Annotated in this window: 10 protein-coding genes; 7 read left to right on the top strand and 3 right to left on the bottom strand. The window is 73.2% G+C overall.

The features are described from left to right. Nucleotides 1-51: 51 nt before the first annotated feature. Nucleotides 52-3,474 carry a BTAD domain-containing putative transcriptional regulator gene (locus tag ACGFT2_RS07800; protein WP_393274588.1) on the bottom strand — a complete coding sequence of 1,141 codons (3,423 nt, stop codon included), beginning with the start codon at nucleotides 3,472-3,474 and terminating at the stop codon, nucleotides 52-54. Between the two features lie 124 nt (nucleotides 3,475-3,598). On the opposite strand from ACGFT2_RS07800, the gene ACGFT2_RS07795 reads away from it, so the two are divergent. Continuing rightward, a complete protein-coding gene (locus ACGFT2_RS07795; RefSeq protein ID WP_393274586.1) occupies nucleotides 3,599-4,156 on the top strand; it encodes a DoxX family protein in 558 nt (185 codons plus the stop codon). Between the two features lie 117 nt (nucleotides 4,157-4,273). On the opposite strand, the gene ACGFT2_RS07790 is transcribed toward ACGFT2_RS07795, so the two are convergent. Then, nucleotides 4,274-4,849: a TetR/AcrR family transcriptional regulator gene (locus tag ACGFT2_RS07790; RefSeq protein WP_393274584.1), complete on the bottom strand. Its 576-nt coding sequence runs from the start codon at nucleotides 4,847-4,849 to the stop codon at nucleotides 4,274-4,276. Between the two features lie 276 nt (nucleotides 4,850-5,125). Between ACGFT2_RS07790 and ACGFT2_RS07785 the strand changes: the two genes are divergently transcribed. From ACGFT2_RS07785 to ACGFT2_RS07770, 4 genes are read left to right on the top strand one after another with little or no spacing between them, the layout of a single operon-like run. After that, nucleotides 5,126-5,773, top strand: a complete 648-nt coding sequence (locus ACGFT2_RS07785; protein ID WP_393274582.1) for a (2Fe-2S)-binding protein — start codon at nucleotides 5,126-5,128, stop codon at nucleotides 5,771-5,773. Beyond that, entirely contained in the window at nucleotides 5,770-6,762 is a 993-nt protein-coding gene (locus tag ACGFT2_RS07780; protein WP_393274580.1) for an FAD binding domain-containing protein, read from the top strand. The genes ACGFT2_RS07785 and ACGFT2_RS07780 overlap by 4 nt, the downstream gene beginning before the upstream one ends. Then, entirely contained in the window at nucleotides 6,759-8,933 is a 2,175-nt protein-coding gene (locus ACGFT2_RS07775; protein WP_393274578.1) for a xanthine dehydrogenase family protein molybdopterin-binding subunit, read from the top strand. The genes ACGFT2_RS07780 and ACGFT2_RS07775 overlap by 4 nt, the downstream gene beginning before the upstream one ends. Further along, nucleotides 8,926-10,218, top strand: a complete 1,293-nt coding sequence (locus tag ACGFT2_RS07770) for an XdhC family protein (RefSeq protein WP_393274576.1) — start codon at nucleotides 8,926-8,928, stop codon at nucleotides 10,216-10,218. Before ACGFT2_RS07775 ends, ACGFT2_RS07770 begins: the two co-directional genes overlap by 8 nt. Here the strand turns inward: ACGFT2_RS07770 and ACGFT2_RS07765 are convergent. Further along, nucleotides 10,151-12,001, bottom strand: a complete 1,851-nt coding sequence (locus ACGFT2_RS07765; protein ID WP_393274574.1) for a coagulation factor 5/8 type domain-containing protein — start codon at nucleotides 11,999-12,001, stop codon at nucleotides 10,151-10,153. The two genes, ACGFT2_RS07770 and ACGFT2_RS07765, sit on opposite strands and share 68 nt — an antisense overlap. 292 nt (nucleotides 12,002-12,293) lie before the next feature. Here ACGFT2_RS07765 and ACGFT2_RS07760 point away from each other — a divergent pair, with 292 nt between their 5' ends. Continuing rightward, a complete protein-coding gene (locus ACGFT2_RS07760; protein ID WP_393274572.1) occupies nucleotides 12,294-13,367 on the top strand; it encodes a DUF1996 domain-containing protein in 1,074 nt (357 codons plus the stop codon). Nucleotides 13,368-13,472: 105 nt separating this feature from the next. Beyond that, the gene (locus ACGFT2_RS07755) at nucleotides 13,473-15,227 is read left to right on the top strand and encodes a discoidin domain-containing protein (RefSeq protein WP_393274570.1); all 1,755 of its coding nucleotides are present in this window, start codon (nucleotides 13,473-13,475) and stop codon (nucleotides 15,225-15,227) included. Nucleotides 15,228-15,257: the final 30 nt, after the last annotated feature.

The following is a 15,257-nucleotide window of genomic DNA, read 5'->3' as shown; positions in this document are numbered from 1 at the left end:
GTGTGAGTGTGTGCACCGACATCCCGGACGCTAGGAGGTGCCGCTTAGCACTCACTCAGCAGCGGCTTTGCCGGCGGGCTCGGCGGGCTCGGCGGGCTCGGCGGGGACCGCCCGCCTCAGCGCGGCCGGGCCACGGGCGTCGCCGAGGCGGGCGAAGAGGCCGGCGGCGCGGGCCGCCGTCGCCGCCGCGGCCGGGCGGTCGCCCGCCTCCCGGTGCAGCCGCGCCAGCATCAGGGCGACCCACCCGGAGGCGAACGTCGAGCCCGCGACCTGCTCCAGGCCCTGGGCCCGGGCCAGCAGGGCACGCGCCCGCGCCGAGTCACCGGTGGCCCGGGCGACGAGCCCGAGGTGGAGCAGGCAGTTGGTGACGCCGGGAATGTCGTCGGCCTCCTCGAAGCCCGCGAGGACACGGGCGATGGTCGCCTCCGCGGTCCGGGGGTCTCCGCGGGCCAGGTGCAGCAGGCCCAGACAGCCCAGGGTGATGCCCTCCTCCCGGCGGTCACCGAGCCGGCGCCTGATCGACAGTGCCGCGTCCAGATACTTGCGCGCCGCATCGTGGTCGCCGCGGCCGCGGTGGATGTTGCCGAGGACGTTCAGGGCCAGGGACTCGCCGTGCGGATCGTCGAGCGCGCGGAAGCGGTCCGCGCTGCTCTCGGCCGCCGCCGTGGCGGCGGCGGTGTCGCCGTCGAGACGGTCGGCCCACGCGAGCGTCGCGAGCGCGTAGCCGCGCGCCCGGGACGGGCCGACCGTGCGCCCGGCGAGCACCGTCTCCTCGAAGAACAGCGACACGGGCCCCGTGCCGTCGTCCCGCAGCGTGTACCCCGGGGTCATGACAGGGAAGAACGGGCCGCCGCCCGCCGCGACTCCGTCCAGCAGCCGCAGACTCTCCCCGCACGCCGCCCGGGCCACCTGCCCCTCGCCGCGGCAGACGGCCCACACCCCCTCGAGATGCGCCGCGACGGCGAGGACCGAGGGGTCGCCGGCCGTGCCGGCCAGGGCGCGGGCCAGGTCGAGGGCGGCGCGGGCGCGGTCCCAGGCACCCCGCATCCAGAGCAGGACCGCCTGCTGGCAGTGGGCGTACGCCAGCGCCGCCGGGTCCGGCCGGTCCCGGTGGATCCCGACGATCTGCTCGGCGATGCCCTCCAGCGGAGAGCCGTCGCCGAGACGGATCGCCAGCACGGCCCGCCCCATCAACGCCCGTGCCCGCTCGGGGGAGGGCTGCGGGGCGGCGGCCAGGGCGTCGTCCAGCCACCGGCGGCCCTCGGCGAGGCGGCCCCGCTCGGGCCAGAACGACCGCAGGGCGACGGCGAGCCGCAGCGCGCTGTCCGGTTCGTCGCGCAGCAGGGAGCGCAGGGCGGCCCGGAGATTGCCGTAGTCGGCCTCCAGTTCCAGTGACGTCGCCCCCGAGACGCCGGTGGGCGGTTCGCGGTCGCGGGCCTCGGCGAGTGCCAGGTAGAAACGCCGGTGCCGGGCCTCGACGGCCGCCGGTTCCCCGGAGGCCCGCAGGCGGTCCGCCGCGTACTGCCGGATCGTCTCCGGCAGCCGGTAGCGGACCTCGTCCTGCCAGGGCTCCACCGACACCAGGGACTTGTCGGCCAGCCGGCCGAGCACGTCCAGCACCGAGTCGGCGCGGGCACCGTCCACGCACACCTGCTCGGCCGCCGCGAGGGAGAACCCCCCCGCGAAGACCGCGAGCCGGCGGAACAGCCGCTTCTCCTCGTCGTCGAGCAGCCGGTGGCTCCACTCCAGCGTGGCCAGCAGCGTCTCCTGGCGGGTCGCGCCGCGCCGGCTGCCCCGGCCGAGCAGGGCCAGGGCGTCGTCGAGGCGTTCGGCGATCTGCCGCGGGGCCAGCACGCGCACCCGGGCCGCCGCGAGCTCCAGGGCCAGCGGCATCCCGTCGAGCCGGAAGCAGATCTGCGCCACCGCGGCCGCGTTCGCGGCGGTGAGCCGGAACCCCGGAGCCGCGTCGGCGGCCCGCTCCACGAACAGCCGCACGGAGGCGAAGCGGCCCAGCTCCGCGACCGACGGCAGCCGGCGCGGATCGGCCAGGCTCAAGGAAGGCACCCGGAAGGTCCGCTCGCCGTAACTGCGCAGTGCCTCCCGGCTGGTCGCGAGGACGAAGACGTCCGGGCAGTGGGCGATCACCGCGGAAGCCAGGGCGGCACACGCGTCGATCAGATGCTCGCAGTTGTCCAGCACCAGCAGCAGCTGCCGGCCGCCGAGCTGGGCGATCAGCGCGTCCCGGGCACCGCCGGACGACGGCAGGTGCAGGCCGAGCGCCGCGGCCACCGCCTCGCTCACGAGGTCCGGTTCCGCCAGCCCGGCCAGGTCCACGAACCACGCCCCGTCCCGGAAGCCGTCGCCCCGGCGGGCTGCCACGGCGAGCGCGAGCCGGGTCTTGCCGCAGCCGCCGGCCCCGGTGAGCGTGAGCAGTCCGCTCCGGCCGAGCATCTCCTCCACCTCGGCCACCTCGCGCTCCCTGCCGATCAGTTCCGTGGCCGGCGCGGGCAGCCGGCCCCGTGAGGGCAGGGACCGCGCTGCGCCCGCCTCGACCGAGCGGTGCCGGTAGCGCCGGGCCGCTGGTTCGAGCGGCTGGGCCGGGTGGGGCCGGGAGGTGGGAGCCGGTGGTTCGCCTGGCTCGGCCGGGTCGGGTTGTGCGGCCGGGGCCGGTGGTTCACGTGGCCCGGCCCTGTCGGCTCGTGCGGCCGGAGCCGGTGGTTCGCGCGTTTCGACCGAGTCGGCCAGCAACTCGCGGTAGAGGCGGCGTGTCTGCGGGTCGGGGTCGGTGCCCGTGTCCCGGCGGAGCGCGTCCCGCAACCGCTCGTAGGCGGCCAGCGCCTCCCGGCGCCGTCCCGCGTGGGCCAGGACCCGCATCAGGGCCCGGCATCCGGGCTCGTGCAGCGGATCCTCCTCGGTCAGCGCCCGCAGCACCTCCAGGGACTCGGCCGTGCGGTGCTCCCGCTCCAGCGCCTCGCCCAGCCCGAACCGCAGGGCCCTGCACCGCGTGTCCAGGACGTCGGCCGCCGCACCGGCCCAGGTCTCGTAACGGTCCTCGGGCAGCAGGCCCGTGCCGGCCAGGGCGAGCGCGGCACGGTGGCCCGCGCTCCCGCCGCCGGCGGCCCGCCGGGCCGCCTCGTCGAAGTCGTCGAGGTCGACGCGTACGCCACCATCTGGACCGAGCAGCACCATGTCGTCGCGGAGCACGACGACGTCACCCGCCGCCCCCGTGGCGGCCAGCGCGCGGCGCACCGCGTGCAGCACCTGGTGCAGGTTGTTGGACGCGGCCGCCCCGTCGAGGCCCGGCCACAGCAGGTCGTAGAGCCGTTCCCGGTGCAGCCGGTGGCCGGGTGCCAGACAGAGCAGCTTCAGCAGGCTCCGGGCCTTGCGCAGGCGCCACACCCCGGCGGCGACCGGGCGGTCGTCGACCGCCACGGCGAACCCGCCGAGGAGCCGGATGTGTACCTGATCGGTCATGGCTGCCCTCACGAGCAGGCTACCGCCGGCGAGGCCGCCCCGCCCCAGATGCATGATCATGGTCGCTGCGGAAGGATCGGGACCGGGGCAACGCCCGTTCGGGCACGCTTGACGGAGCATGGCCATGGATGCAGAACGATTCCCGAACCGCACTCCGAGCCCCGCGGGCTCGCGGGCGAACGGCACCACCGTGCCGAGGGCGGACGTCACCGACTGGGCCCTGCTGCTCGTGCGGCTGACCTTCGGCCTGCTGATGGCGGGGCACGGGGCTCAGAAACTGTTCGGGCTCTTCGGCGGAGGCGGCCTGACGGCGACCGCCCGGGGCTTCGAGGGGCTCGGCTTCCGCCCTGGCAAGCTCTTCGCCGTGATCGGCGGCCTGTCCGAGTTCCTGGGCGGCCTGGGCCTGGCCGTCGGGCTGCTGACTCCGCTGGCGGCCGCGGCCCTGATCGGAGTCATGATCAACGCGATGGCGACCGTCACCGGCGGCCACGGCCTGTGGGAAACGGACGGCGGCGTGGAGTACAGCGTCTGCATCTCGGTGGTCGCCCTGGCCCTCGCGGCCATCGGCCCCGGCCGCCTGGCCGTCGACCGGTTCTTCCCCTGGGGCACCGGCGGTTGGTGGGAGGGCGCAGTCGCCCTCGGCCTGGGCGGTGTCGGCGCCGCGATCACGCTGAGCCTCTGAAACGGCCGGCCCCTGTACTCACCCCGTCCGGCTGGAAGCCGTGCCCGCCGGTCTCGCCGCGAGCCGTCGGCATGGGCCGGCCTTGACGCCGTCGCCGTCCTGGGCGCCGCGGCGTGCTCAGCGGCCCGGTGCCCCCGTGCGCAGGCCGTCCATGACGAGGTCGAGGAGCCGGTTGGCGCGCGGCTGCCAGTCCTCGTGCGGGGCGAGCTGCCACAGCCCGGCGATGGCGAGCAGGAAGTCGTCCGCCGTGATTCCGGGGCGGATGATGCCGGCCTGTTCGTTGGCCCGGAGCAGGAGTTCCGCCGCGGAGGACACCGGCGTGTGGGCGGGCTTGGACGGGCTTCCGGGTGCGCTGGTGACCTGGCGGAGGGCGTCGGCCAGGCCCGCCTTGGCCAGGGCGAACTCGGCCAGCCGGTCCATCCAGGCCCGCAGTGCCCGTTCGGGATCCCGGGTCGCGAGCAGATGGGCCGCGCTGTCGGCGACCTGCTGCATCTCGTGGCGGTAGATCTCCAGGACGAGGGCCTCGCGGTTGGGGAAATTGCGGTAGAACGTGCCCTGTCCGACCCCGGCCTTCTTGGCGATCACGCTCAGCGGTGCGTCGGCGCAGTGCGTCAGCTCGGCGAGTGCCACCTCCAGAATGCGCTCACGGTTGCGCTGCGCGTCGGAGCGCAGGGGGGCGTCCTTCTTCGGCACTCGTCCTCCTCGAGGGTCCGTGGCTGAACCCCGGCCTTGCTAACCGGACAGGTGTCCGTTACGGTTCCATAGAGCGGACAGCTGTCCGGTTACGTCCACGATAGCCGCGGACGCCACCTCACGGCAGTCGCCGGCCCCCACCTTCGGCGGCGCCGGGGACACCGCACCCGTTCGGCCCTTGCGGCACCAGGCCCGCACCACGCACCTTCCACGACGGCCGACTCCGTCCGGCCGCCGGACCCCGCATCTGTCCTGGAAACGCGAAAGAAGCTGATCATGGCCCTATCGACGTCCAGTGTCATCACTTTGAAGATCAACGGCGAGAGGTACACGCTGCCCGTCGACCACCGCACCACCCTGCTCGACGCACTGCGCGAGCGTCTCGATCTGACCGGCACGAAGAAGGGCTGCGACCAGGGACAGTGCGGCGCCTGCACCGTGCTGCTGGACGGCCGCCGGGCCGTCGCCTGTCTGCAACTGGCCGTGGCCGCCGAGGGCCGGGAGATCACCACCATCGAAGGCGTCGCCGACGGCGAGCGGTTGCACCCGGTGCAGCAGGCGTTCCTCGACCTGGACGGCTACCAGTGCGGCTACTGCACCCCCGGCCAGATCTGCGCGGCGATCGGGGTGATCCGGGAACACGCGGCGGGCTGGCCGAGCGCCGTCACCGGTGACGTCCGCCCTGAAGCCGGACCCCAGCCCCTGACCGCCGAGGAGATTCGGGAGCGGATGAGCGGCAACCTGTGCCGGTGCGGCGCGTACGTCTCGATCGCCGAGGCGGTGGCTCGCGCCGCCGAGGCCGCGACAAACCCGGACGGGGACGCCGGGTGGTACTCGGACGGGGACACCGAGGCGCCCCCGGACGGCGACCCCGGGGCGCGCGTCGCCCCTGGGACCGACCGGACCAAGGAGGCCGTGGCATGAGGGAGTTCGGCTATCAGCGGGTTTCCGACGTCGCCGGCGCCGTCGCGCTGCTCGGAGCCGACCCGGACACGCGCCTCCTCGGCGGCGGCACCAACCTCGTCGATCTCATGAAGACCGGTGTGGAACGCCCCGCTCGGCTCATCGACATCCGCGAACTCCCGCTCGCCGGCATCGAGTCGACACCGGACGGCGGGCTGCGCATCGGAGCCACCGTCACCAACGGCGACCTGGCCGCCCACCCCGAGGTACGGCGCCGCTACCCGGCACTCGCGCAGGCCGTGCTGGCCGGGGCGTCCGGGCAGCTGCGCAACATGGCCACCGTCGGCGGGAACCTGCTGCAGCGCACCCGCTGCGGCTACTTCACCGACATCACCCAGCCGTGCAACAAGCGCGTCCCCAAAAGCGGTTGCCCGGCCGTCGAGGGAGAACACCACAACCACGCCGTCCTGGGCGCCTCCGAGCACTGCGTCGCCGTACACCCCTCCGACATGGCCGTCGCGCTCACCGCCTTCGACGCCGTCGTCCAGTACGAAACCGGTTCCGGACCGGGGGAGTTGCCGCTCGGCGAGTTCTACCTGCCCGTCGGCGACACCCCGCACCGCGAGACCGCTCTGCCGGCGGGTGCGCTCATCACCGGCGTCACGCTGCCACCCGTGCCCATCGCCGTGAACTCCCGCTACCGCAAGGTGCGCGAGCGCGCCTCGTACGCCTTCGCCATCGGCTCGGTCGCCGCCGCCCTCGACATCGAGGACGGTGTCGTCCGGGACGCCCGCCTCGCCTTCGGGGCGGTGGCCTCCCGCCCGTGGCGGGCCCTCGCGGCCGAACGCGCCCTCACCGGCGCCCCGGCCGGCGCCGAGACCTACGCGGCCGCCGCGGACGCCGAACTGACCGCGGCACGGCCGCTGCCGCACAACGCCTACAAGGTGACCCTCATGCGCAACCTGGTGGTGGCCGTACTGACCGAACTCGCCGAGGAGGCCGCCCGATGACCACCGTCACCACCGGCACACCCACGCAGCCACGCTCGGTCGGCCGCGCGCACACCCGGATCGAGGGCCGCGACAAGGTCACCGGAGCGGCCCGCTACGCGGGCGAGGTCCCCTTCGCCGACCTCGCGTACGGTTGGCTGGTGCTCTCCACGGTCGCCCGCGGCCGCATCCGAGCCCTCGACACCGAACCCGTGCTCGCCATGCCGGGCGTGCTCGCGGTCCTGGACCACCGAAACGCCCCGCGCGTCGACACCGACTACACCAGCCTGCTGGGCACGCGGCCGGACCCGACCATCGCCGTCTTCCAGCACGACCGGGTACCGCACCGGGGCTGGCCGGTGGCGCTGGTCGTCGCCGAGACGTCCGAGCAGGCCCGGGAGGCCGCCGAGGCACTCGTGGTGCACTACGAACAGGAGCCGCACGACGTCGGCTTCCGGGGCGACCACCCGGACGCCTACCCGCTGGACAGCCATGGACCGGCGGTCACGGAGAAGGGAGACCTCGACGCCCAGCTGGCGGCTTCGGCCTTCGTCGTGGACGCCGAGTACACCACCCCCGAAGAACACCACAACCCGATGGAGCCCCACGCGGCGACCGCCCGCTGGGACGGCGGCCGGCTGGAGGTGATCGACTCCAACCAGGGCGCCACCTGGGTCGTCGGCGAACTCGCGAACCTCTTCTCGCTCGACCCGGCCTCCGTACGCGTACGCTCCGAACACGTCGGCGGTGGCTTCGGCGGCAAGGGCGTGCGCGCCCACCAGGTGGCCGCCGTGATGGCCGCGACCGCCCTGCAGCGTCCCGTACGCGTCGTGCTGACCCGGCGTCAGATGTTCTCGCTGGCCGGCTACCGCAGCCCCACCGCCCAGCGGGTCAGGCTCGGCGCCGACGCCGACGGACGGCTGCGCGCCCTGGAGCACGGCTCGCTCAGCCTCACCTCCACCGTGCACGAGTTCATCGAACCGAGCGCCGGGGCGGCCCGGGTGATGTACGACGCCGACGCGCACCACACGGCCAACCGCGTCGTACGGCTCGACGTGCCGACCCCGACGTGGATGCGCGCCCCGGGCGAGGCGCCGGGCTCGTTCGCACTGGAGGCCGCGCTGGACGAACTCGCCGAGCAGTGCGGGCTCGACCCCATCGAGCTGCGCCTGCGCAACGAACCCGCCAAGGGGCCGGTCTCCGGCCTGCCGTTCGCCGGCCGCAACCTGCCCGCCTGCTTCCGGGAGGGCGCCCGGCGGTTCGGCTGGGCGGACCGGGACCCGCGCCCGGGACTGCGCCGGGAGGGCCGCTGGCTGCTGGGCACCGGCACCGCGGCGGCGTCCTTCCCCGCGGGCGCCGCTCCGTCCACGGCCACCGTGACCGCGCACCCGGACGGCGGCTTCAGCGTCCGCATCTCCGCCGCCGACATCGGCACCGGCGCCCGCACGGCGCTCACCCTGCTGGCCGCGGACGCGCTGCGCGTCACCCCGGAACGCGTCCGGGTCCTCATCGGGGACAGCGACTTCGGGCCGGCGATGATAGCCGGTGGTTCGATGGGCACCCGCTCCTGGGCCTGGGCGGTCACGGCCGCCGCCGGCGAACTGCTCGACCGCCTGGCCCTCGGCGCCGACATCCCGCCCGAGGGCATCACGGTGCGCTCGGACACCGCGGCGGCCATCGGCGCCCTCGCTCCCGCCGAACGCCATTCCTTCGGGGCGCAGTTCGCCGAGGTGGCCGTGGACACCGCCACCGGTGAGGTGCGCGTGCGACGGATGCTCGGCATCTTCGCCGCGGGCCGGATCGTCAACCCGCTCACCGCACGCAACCAGTTCCTGGGCGGCATGATCTGGGGCATCTCCATGGCCCTGCACGAGGAGGCCGTCCGGGACCGCGCCTCGGGCGGCAACGTCGGCGCCGACCTCGCGGGGTACCACGTGGCCACGCACGCCGACGTGCCGCGCATCGAGGCCGACTGGATCGAGGACCACGACCCGCGGGACCCGGTCGGGATCAAGGGCATCGGCGAGATCGGCATCGTGGGTGCGGCGGCCGCCGTCGCCAACGCGGTCTGGCACGCGACCGGCGTACGCCACCGCGACCTCCCCATCCGCCCGGACCGCGTTCTGGCGGGCACCGGCCGAGCGAGGCCCGGAACGGCGACGCCGGCGAACGGGGGAGCGCCGGATGCTTGATGTGGCCGGCGAACTGGGCCTGTGGATGCGGGAGGAGCGGGAGTTCGCCGTCGCCACCGTCGTGTCCGTCGGCGGCAGCGCGCCGCGTGGCCCCGGCGCCGCCCTCGCCGTCGACTCCGAGGGCACGGCCGTCGGCTCCGTCTCCGGCGGCTGCGTGGAGGGCGCGGTGTACGACCTGTGCCTGCAGGCCCTCGAGACGGGCCAGAGCGTCACGCAGCGCTTCGGCTACAGCGACGAGGACGCCTTCGCCGTGGGGCTGACCTGCGGCGGCACGATCGACGTACTGGTCACGCCGGTCCGCGGGCAGGGGCCGGACCGGACGGTCCTGGCGGCGGCGCTGGCGGCCGCCGGCCGGAGTGAGCCGACGGCACTGGTCCGGGTGGCCCGGGGCCCGGCCGAACTCCTCGGCCGGCCCCTGCTGGTGCGTGACGACGGCACGTACGACGGCGCTCTCGGTGGCCATGCCGACCTCGACTCGGCGGCGGCGGCCGAGGGCCGGGCCCTGCTGGAGGCCGGGCGCACCGGCACGGTCGACGTTTCGGCGGACGGCTCGCACTGCCCCGGCGGCCTCACCCTGCTGGTCGAGACCCACATCCCGCCCCCGCGCATGATCGTCTTCGGCGCGATCGACTTCGCGTCGGCGCTGGCGCGGGCGGGGAAGTTCCTCGGCTACCACGTCACCGTCTGCGACGCCCGCCCCGTGTTCGCCACGGCGGCCCGCTTCCCCGAGGCCGACGAGGTCGTCACCGACTGGCCGCACCGCTACCTGCGGCGCACCACCACCGACGCCCGCACGGTCCTGTGCGTGCTCACCCACGACGCGAAGTTCGACGTGCCCCTGCTGAAAGAGGCCCTCGGCATGCCGGTGTCGTTCGTCGGTGCCATGGGCTCACGCCGCACCCACCAGGACCGCGAGCGGCGGCTGCGGGACGAGGGCGTGAGTGAGCGGGAGCTGGCCCGGCTGCGGTCCCCGATCGGACTGGACCTCGGCGCGCGGACACCCGAGGAGACCGCCCTGTCCATCGCGGCGGAGATCGTCGCCGCCCGCCGCGGCGGGACGGGCGTCCCCCTCACCGGCGCACACACGCCGATCCATCACGACCGGCCGCCTGCCGAACCGGCGGACCGCGCCCGGCACTTCGCCGCCCACAGCAGTGCCCCGCCCGAGAACGGCTCCGGACGGGGGGAACCGCCGCCCGGGGAGCCCCCGCCCGCCCTCAGGGGTACGACACCACCGTGGAGGGAGTCGTGGCCGTTCCCGACGTCGGGGCTCCCGTCTCGTTGATCACGTGCTCGTACTGGCCGTTGCCGCCGAGCGAGACCACCAGCAGGCCGTGGAACTTCACGCCCGGCCGGTTCGGCGCGGCGAAGCCGTTGTGCTGCACGATCGACGGGTTGACGTTGTAGTAGCAGTAACTGCCCAGGCCCCAGCCCTCGTGCGCGGTGACGGCGTCGCCGACCTTGTACGCCGCGTAGCCCTTGACCGAGCCGTTCTGGACGGCGGCCTGGTTCGGGGCGTCGTACGCCTTCTCGTTCTGGAAGAAGATCGTGCGCCCGCGCTGGCCGTTCCACTGCACGTCGTACTTGTTGAAGTGCTCCACGAACAGGCCGGTGCACAGCACGTCGTCGCCGTTGACCACGACTCCGTAGTCGGCGCGGTTGGTCTCCCAGCCGACCCCGGTGCCGTGGTCGGCACGCCAGACCCAGGTGTGGTCGACGATGGTGTGCCGGTTGTTGATCACCATGCTCGTGGTCGCCCTGCCGGCGCCGGCGCCGCCGATCCGCACGAAGACGTCCTGCACGGTGGTCGGGTTGGCTGAGTGGTCCGCCGAGGCGCCGGCCGGGCCGACCTCCAGCAGCGTGGCGGAGTTGACCGGCCCGGCGTCGACGAGGAACCCGGCGAGCCGCACCCCGTCGACGTCGGCGACCTTCAGCACCGTGGCCCCGTTGTCCGGTACGAGCGTCGCGTACCCCAGGCCGAGGACCACGGTGTTGGGCCGGTCGACCTGGATCGGCCGGTCGACGTGGTAGACGCCCGGCGTCAGCAGCAGGTGAAGTCCCTGCGCGAGCGCCTGGTTCAGGGTCGCCGCGCTGACGCCCGGCTTCGCGACGTAGAACTGCGACAGCGGCAGGGACGTGCCCCTCGGGGTCCCGTTGCCCCAGGTGACCCCCCGGGCACCCGTCCGCTTCTCCGGCAGGAAGACCCGGAACTCGTTGCCGCTGACATACAGGAACGGCTTCTCGCGGGAGACCGGGGTGGTGTCGAGCGTGGTGTACGGCGGGTTCGGGAAGCCCTGCGCAGGCGCGCCCTGAACGCCGGAGAACACCATGTTCCACACGCCGTTGAGCCAGCTGCCGATGACGCTGTCACGTGTGTACCACTGCTGCTGCGAGTACGGCCCGACCTGACCGTCGATCCGGCTGTCCGCGATGTAGCCGCCGCTCGCCCAGCCGTAGCCGGACGGTGCGAGGTTGAGCCCGCCGCGCACATGCATGCGGCGGAACGGCGCCGCCTGGGCCACCGCCCACCGGTTCGTCCCGTTCGCCGGGACCAGGGCCAGGTTCTCCGCCGAACGCCAGAAGTTCTGCGTCGCGTTGCCGTTGAACCAGCCCGCGTCGACAGTGACGTCACCGTTGATCGTCGTGTCGTCCGGGGAGAGGCCGAGGCCCGCGACGGAGGTGTAGAAGCCGAGCTGGGCGTTGAGGCCGTTGTAGGTGCCCGGCTTGAACAGCAGGGCGTACCGGCCGGTGCCGAACTGCGCCGACTCCTGCTGCCGGAAGACCTGGTCCAGCTTGGCCTGGATGCCGGGTGTTGCGGGGTCGAACACGACCACGTTCGGGCCGAGGTCGCCGCCACCGGGCAGGGCGCGGGCGGAGGCGCGCGCCGCGCCGGCCGCCCGGGCGGGCGTGGACACACCGGCCAGCACGGGCACCACGGCCGCCGCCGCACCGAGGACGGCCCGGCGGCGGACGGACGGCGCGGAGACGGGGGACGTGCCGGACGCGGGGGAGGAAGGCGCGGAGGGAGAAGAGGGCGAGGCGGGGGATGCGGGGGATGCGGGGGGCATGCGCGGCTCTCCTTGTTCAGGAAATGAACGAAGCGGGGTGAGGGGAGCGCTCTCTCGACGTTGGATGTTTCATCGACGTGAACGATGCGTCAAGAGTCGCAACCGAACTTCTCTGTCCGCCGCCTGATCGCGCGTCATCTCCTCGTCGCGCTTTCGGGAAGTGAGCGAACGGGTCTGCTGATCCTTTGGTCGGTTGCCTTGACACCCTCCCGTCGCCGCCCCAACACTCCAGCGGTGGGAGAGCGCTCTCCCAGCTCCGTCCCCCCATCTCGCCTCCTGCCGAGGAGCCCCCATGTCACGGAGATCGAAGATCCTCCCGGGCGCACTGATCACCTCCGCCCTGGTGCTCGCCTCGTACGGCGTCACCGGGGTCGCCGCGTCGTCCACCCCGCAGTCCGCCGTCGGGGCGGCCGCGCACACCGGCCACACCATGGCGCTGTCGACGGCCTCCTCACCCGACGACCCCGACGGCGACGGTTACATCCCCGCCAACCCGCCCGTCAGCGGCACCCCGTCCACGCAGGTGCCGCCGCACCGCTACTTCCACGAGTTCCAGGCCAACTGCGCGGTCAGCCACACCAGGCCGGACGACCCGATCGTCTACCCGCAGCAACCCGGCAAGTCCCACGACCACACGTTCATGGGCAACACCACCACCGGCGCGAGCAGTTCGACGGCCTCCCTGAGCGCGGGCGGCACCACCTGCAAGGCACCCGGAGACCTGTCCGGGTACTGGATGCCCACCCTCTACAAAGGCGACAAGCAGATCCTGCCCGTCGGACCGCAGGTCATCTACTACAAGGCGGGCATCACCGACTACACCAGCGTCCGGCCCTTCCCCAAGGGGCTGAGGTTCGTGGTCGGCGACCCGATGCAGACCGCCGACGAGTTCCGCCACCACCGCGGCTTCGTCGAGGGCTGGGAGTGCGGCGACAGCTACTTCAACACCGAGTTCCCGGCGACCTGTCCGAACCGCGCCGACGTCCAGCTCAACATCCGCTTCCAGGCCCCCAGTTGCTGGGACGGCAGGTACCTGGACACCCCCGACCACCGGAGTCACATGGCCTACCCCGTGGTCAAGCCCGGCACGAACGACAACATGTGCCCTGCCGACCATCCGGTGGCGCTGCCGATGATCGAGTTCAAGATGGCGTTCCCCGTCAACGGAGACATGTCGCAGGTGCGGCTGGCCAGCGGCTCCGGCCACAGCTTCCACTACGACTTCTTCAACGCCTGGGACGACCGCACGCTCAAGGCGCTGGTCGACCACTGCGTCGTCGGCGGCCTGCAGTGCGACGCCCGCGGCTACGACGAGACCCACCCGGAGGCGGGCGCCGCCCTGAACGCCGACTACCGCCTGCCGTAGCGGGCGTCCCTCGCCCCGCGCGTCGCCACCCTCTCGCGCCACCCCCGCTCGCCCCCGGCCCCCACTCCCCGCGACACCCGCACACCTCACGGAGAACCCACCACCATGACCCCACCACCACGCACCCGCGCGCGCCTCCTCACCGCCCCCCTCACCGCCGGCGTGCTGACCGTCGGCGTCCTCAGCGCCCTGCCGGCCGCACAGGCCCACGCGGCCGGCAGCGTCGTCAAGGTGACCGGCACCCAGGGCAACTGGCAGCTGACCGTGGACGGGCAGCCGTACCAGGTCAAGGGCCTGACCTGGGGTCCGTCCGTGGCCGACGCCGACCGGTACCTGCCCGACCTGAAGTCCATGGGCGTCAACACGATCCGTACCTGGGGCACCGACGCCGGCAGCAAACCGCTGTTCGACTCCGCCGCCGCGCACGGCATCAAGGTCATCGCCGGATTCTGGCTCCAGCCCGGCGGCGGGCCCGGCAGCGGCGGCTGTGTGAACTACGTGACCGACACCGCCTACAAGAACCAGATGCTGGACGAGTTCCCCAAGTGGGTGCAGACCTACAAGGACAACCCCGGAGTCCTCATGTGGGACGTCGGCAACGAATCGGTGCTCGGACTCCAGAACTGCTACAGCGGAACGGAGTTGGAGCGGCAGCGCGACGCGTACACCACCTTCGTGAACGACGTCACCAAGAAGATCCACGCCGTCGACCCCAACCACCCGGTGACCTCCACGGACGCATGGGTGGGCGCATGGCCGTACTTCAAGAAGAACACGCCCGACCTCGACCTCTACGCCGTCAACTCCTACAACGCGGTCTGCGACGTGAAGTCGGCCTGGCAGCAGGGTGGGTACAGCAAGCCGTACATCGTCACCGAGACGGGCCCGGCCGGCGAGTGGGAGGTGCCCGACGACGCCAACGGCGTACCCCTGGAGCCGGGCGACCGGGCCAAGGCCGACGGATACACCCGGGCCTGGGGCTGCATCACCGGGCACAAGGGCGTCGCGCTGGGCGCCACGATGTTCCACTACGGCACCGAGTACGACTTCGGTGGCATCTGGTTCAACCTGCTGCCCGCCGGAGAGAAGCGGCTCTCCTACTACGCCGTCAAGCGCGCCTACGGCGGGGACTCCTCGCACGACGACACCCCGCCCGTCATCTCCGAACTGACCGTCGGCGGCGACCCGGGCAAGGTCCAGGCGGGCCGCCAGCTGACCCTGACCGTCCGGGCCACCGATCCGGACGGGGACCCGATCACCTACGAGGTCCTCGACAACAGCATGTACATCGACCAGGGCAAGAACCTCGCCTCACTGCCCTTCACCGACCTCGGCGGCGGCCGTCTGAAGATCACCGCACCCGACCGGCCCGGGGTGTGGAAGGTGTATGTGAAGGCGAAGGACGGCCACGGCAACGTCGGCGTCGAGACGCGGTCCATCAGGGTGGTCCCGCCCACCCCGAGCGGCACGAACATCGCGCTCGGCAAGCCCGCCACCGCCTCCTCCTTCCAGCCGAGCTACGGCGACTGCCCGTGCACCGCCGCCAACGCGGTCGACGGGAACCAGGCCACGCGCTGGGCCAGTGACTGGAGCGACCCGCAGTGGATCCGGGTCGATCTCGGCGCCCGCACCACCTTCCGGCACGTCCAGCTGCTGTGGGAGGCCTCGTACGCGAAGGCGTACACCGTGCAGACCTCCGACGACGGGCAGAACTGGCAGACCCTGCGCACGGTGACGGACGGCAACGGCGGCGTCGACGACTTCGACGTCACCGGCACCGGCCGCTACGTCCGCGTCAACGGCACCGCCCGCGGCACGGGTTACGGCTACTCGCTCTACGAGTTCGGCGTCTACGGCTGACCCCGGTGGTCGGCCACAACAGGAGGTGGG

The organism is Streptomyces sp. NPDC048514 (assembly GCF_043199955.1).
In the GTDB taxonomy this organism is placed as follows: domain Bacteria; phylum Actinomycetota; class Actinomycetes; order Streptomycetales; family Streptomycetaceae; genus Streptomyces.
The sequence above is the reverse complement of the archived record's forward strand: the minus strand, read 5'-3'. Positions and strand labels throughout refer to the sequence as shown.

Coding starts and splice junctions, on each gene's coding strand:
- ACGFT2_RS07760 (WP_393274572.1), top strand. CDS start 12,294: ATGTCACGGAGATCGAAGATCCTCCCGGGCGCACTGATCACCTCCGCC.
- ACGFT2_RS07775 (WP_393274578.1), top strand. CDS start 6,759: ATGACCACCGTCACCACCGGCACACCCACGCAGCCACGCTCGGTCGGC.
- ACGFT2_RS07765 (WP_393274574.1), bottom strand. CDS start 12,001: ATGCCCCCCGCATCCCCCGCATCCCCCGCCTCGCCCTCTTCTCCCTCC.
- ACGFT2_RS07800 (WP_393274588.1), bottom strand. CDS start 3,474: ATGACCGATCAGGTACACATCCGGCTCCTCGGCGGGTTCGCCGTGGCG.
- ACGFT2_RS07755 (WP_393274570.1), top strand. CDS start 13,473: ATGACCCCACCACCACGCACCCGCGCGCGCCTCCTCACCGCCCCCCTC.
- ACGFT2_RS07795 (WP_393274586.1), top strand. CDS start 3,599: ATGGATGCAGAACGATTCCCGAACCGCACTCCGAGCCCCGCGGGCTCG.
- ACGFT2_RS07770 (WP_393274576.1), top strand. CDS start 8,926: ATGCTTGATGTGGCCGGCGAACTGGGCCTGTGGATGCGGGAGGAGCGG.
- ACGFT2_RS07785 (WP_393274582.1), top strand. CDS start 5,126: ATGGCCCTATCGACGTCCAGTGTCATCACTTTGAAGATCAACGGCGAG.
- ACGFT2_RS07780 (WP_393274580.1), top strand. CDS start 5,770: ATGAGGGAGTTCGGCTATCAGCGGGTTTCCGACGTCGCCGGCGCCGTC.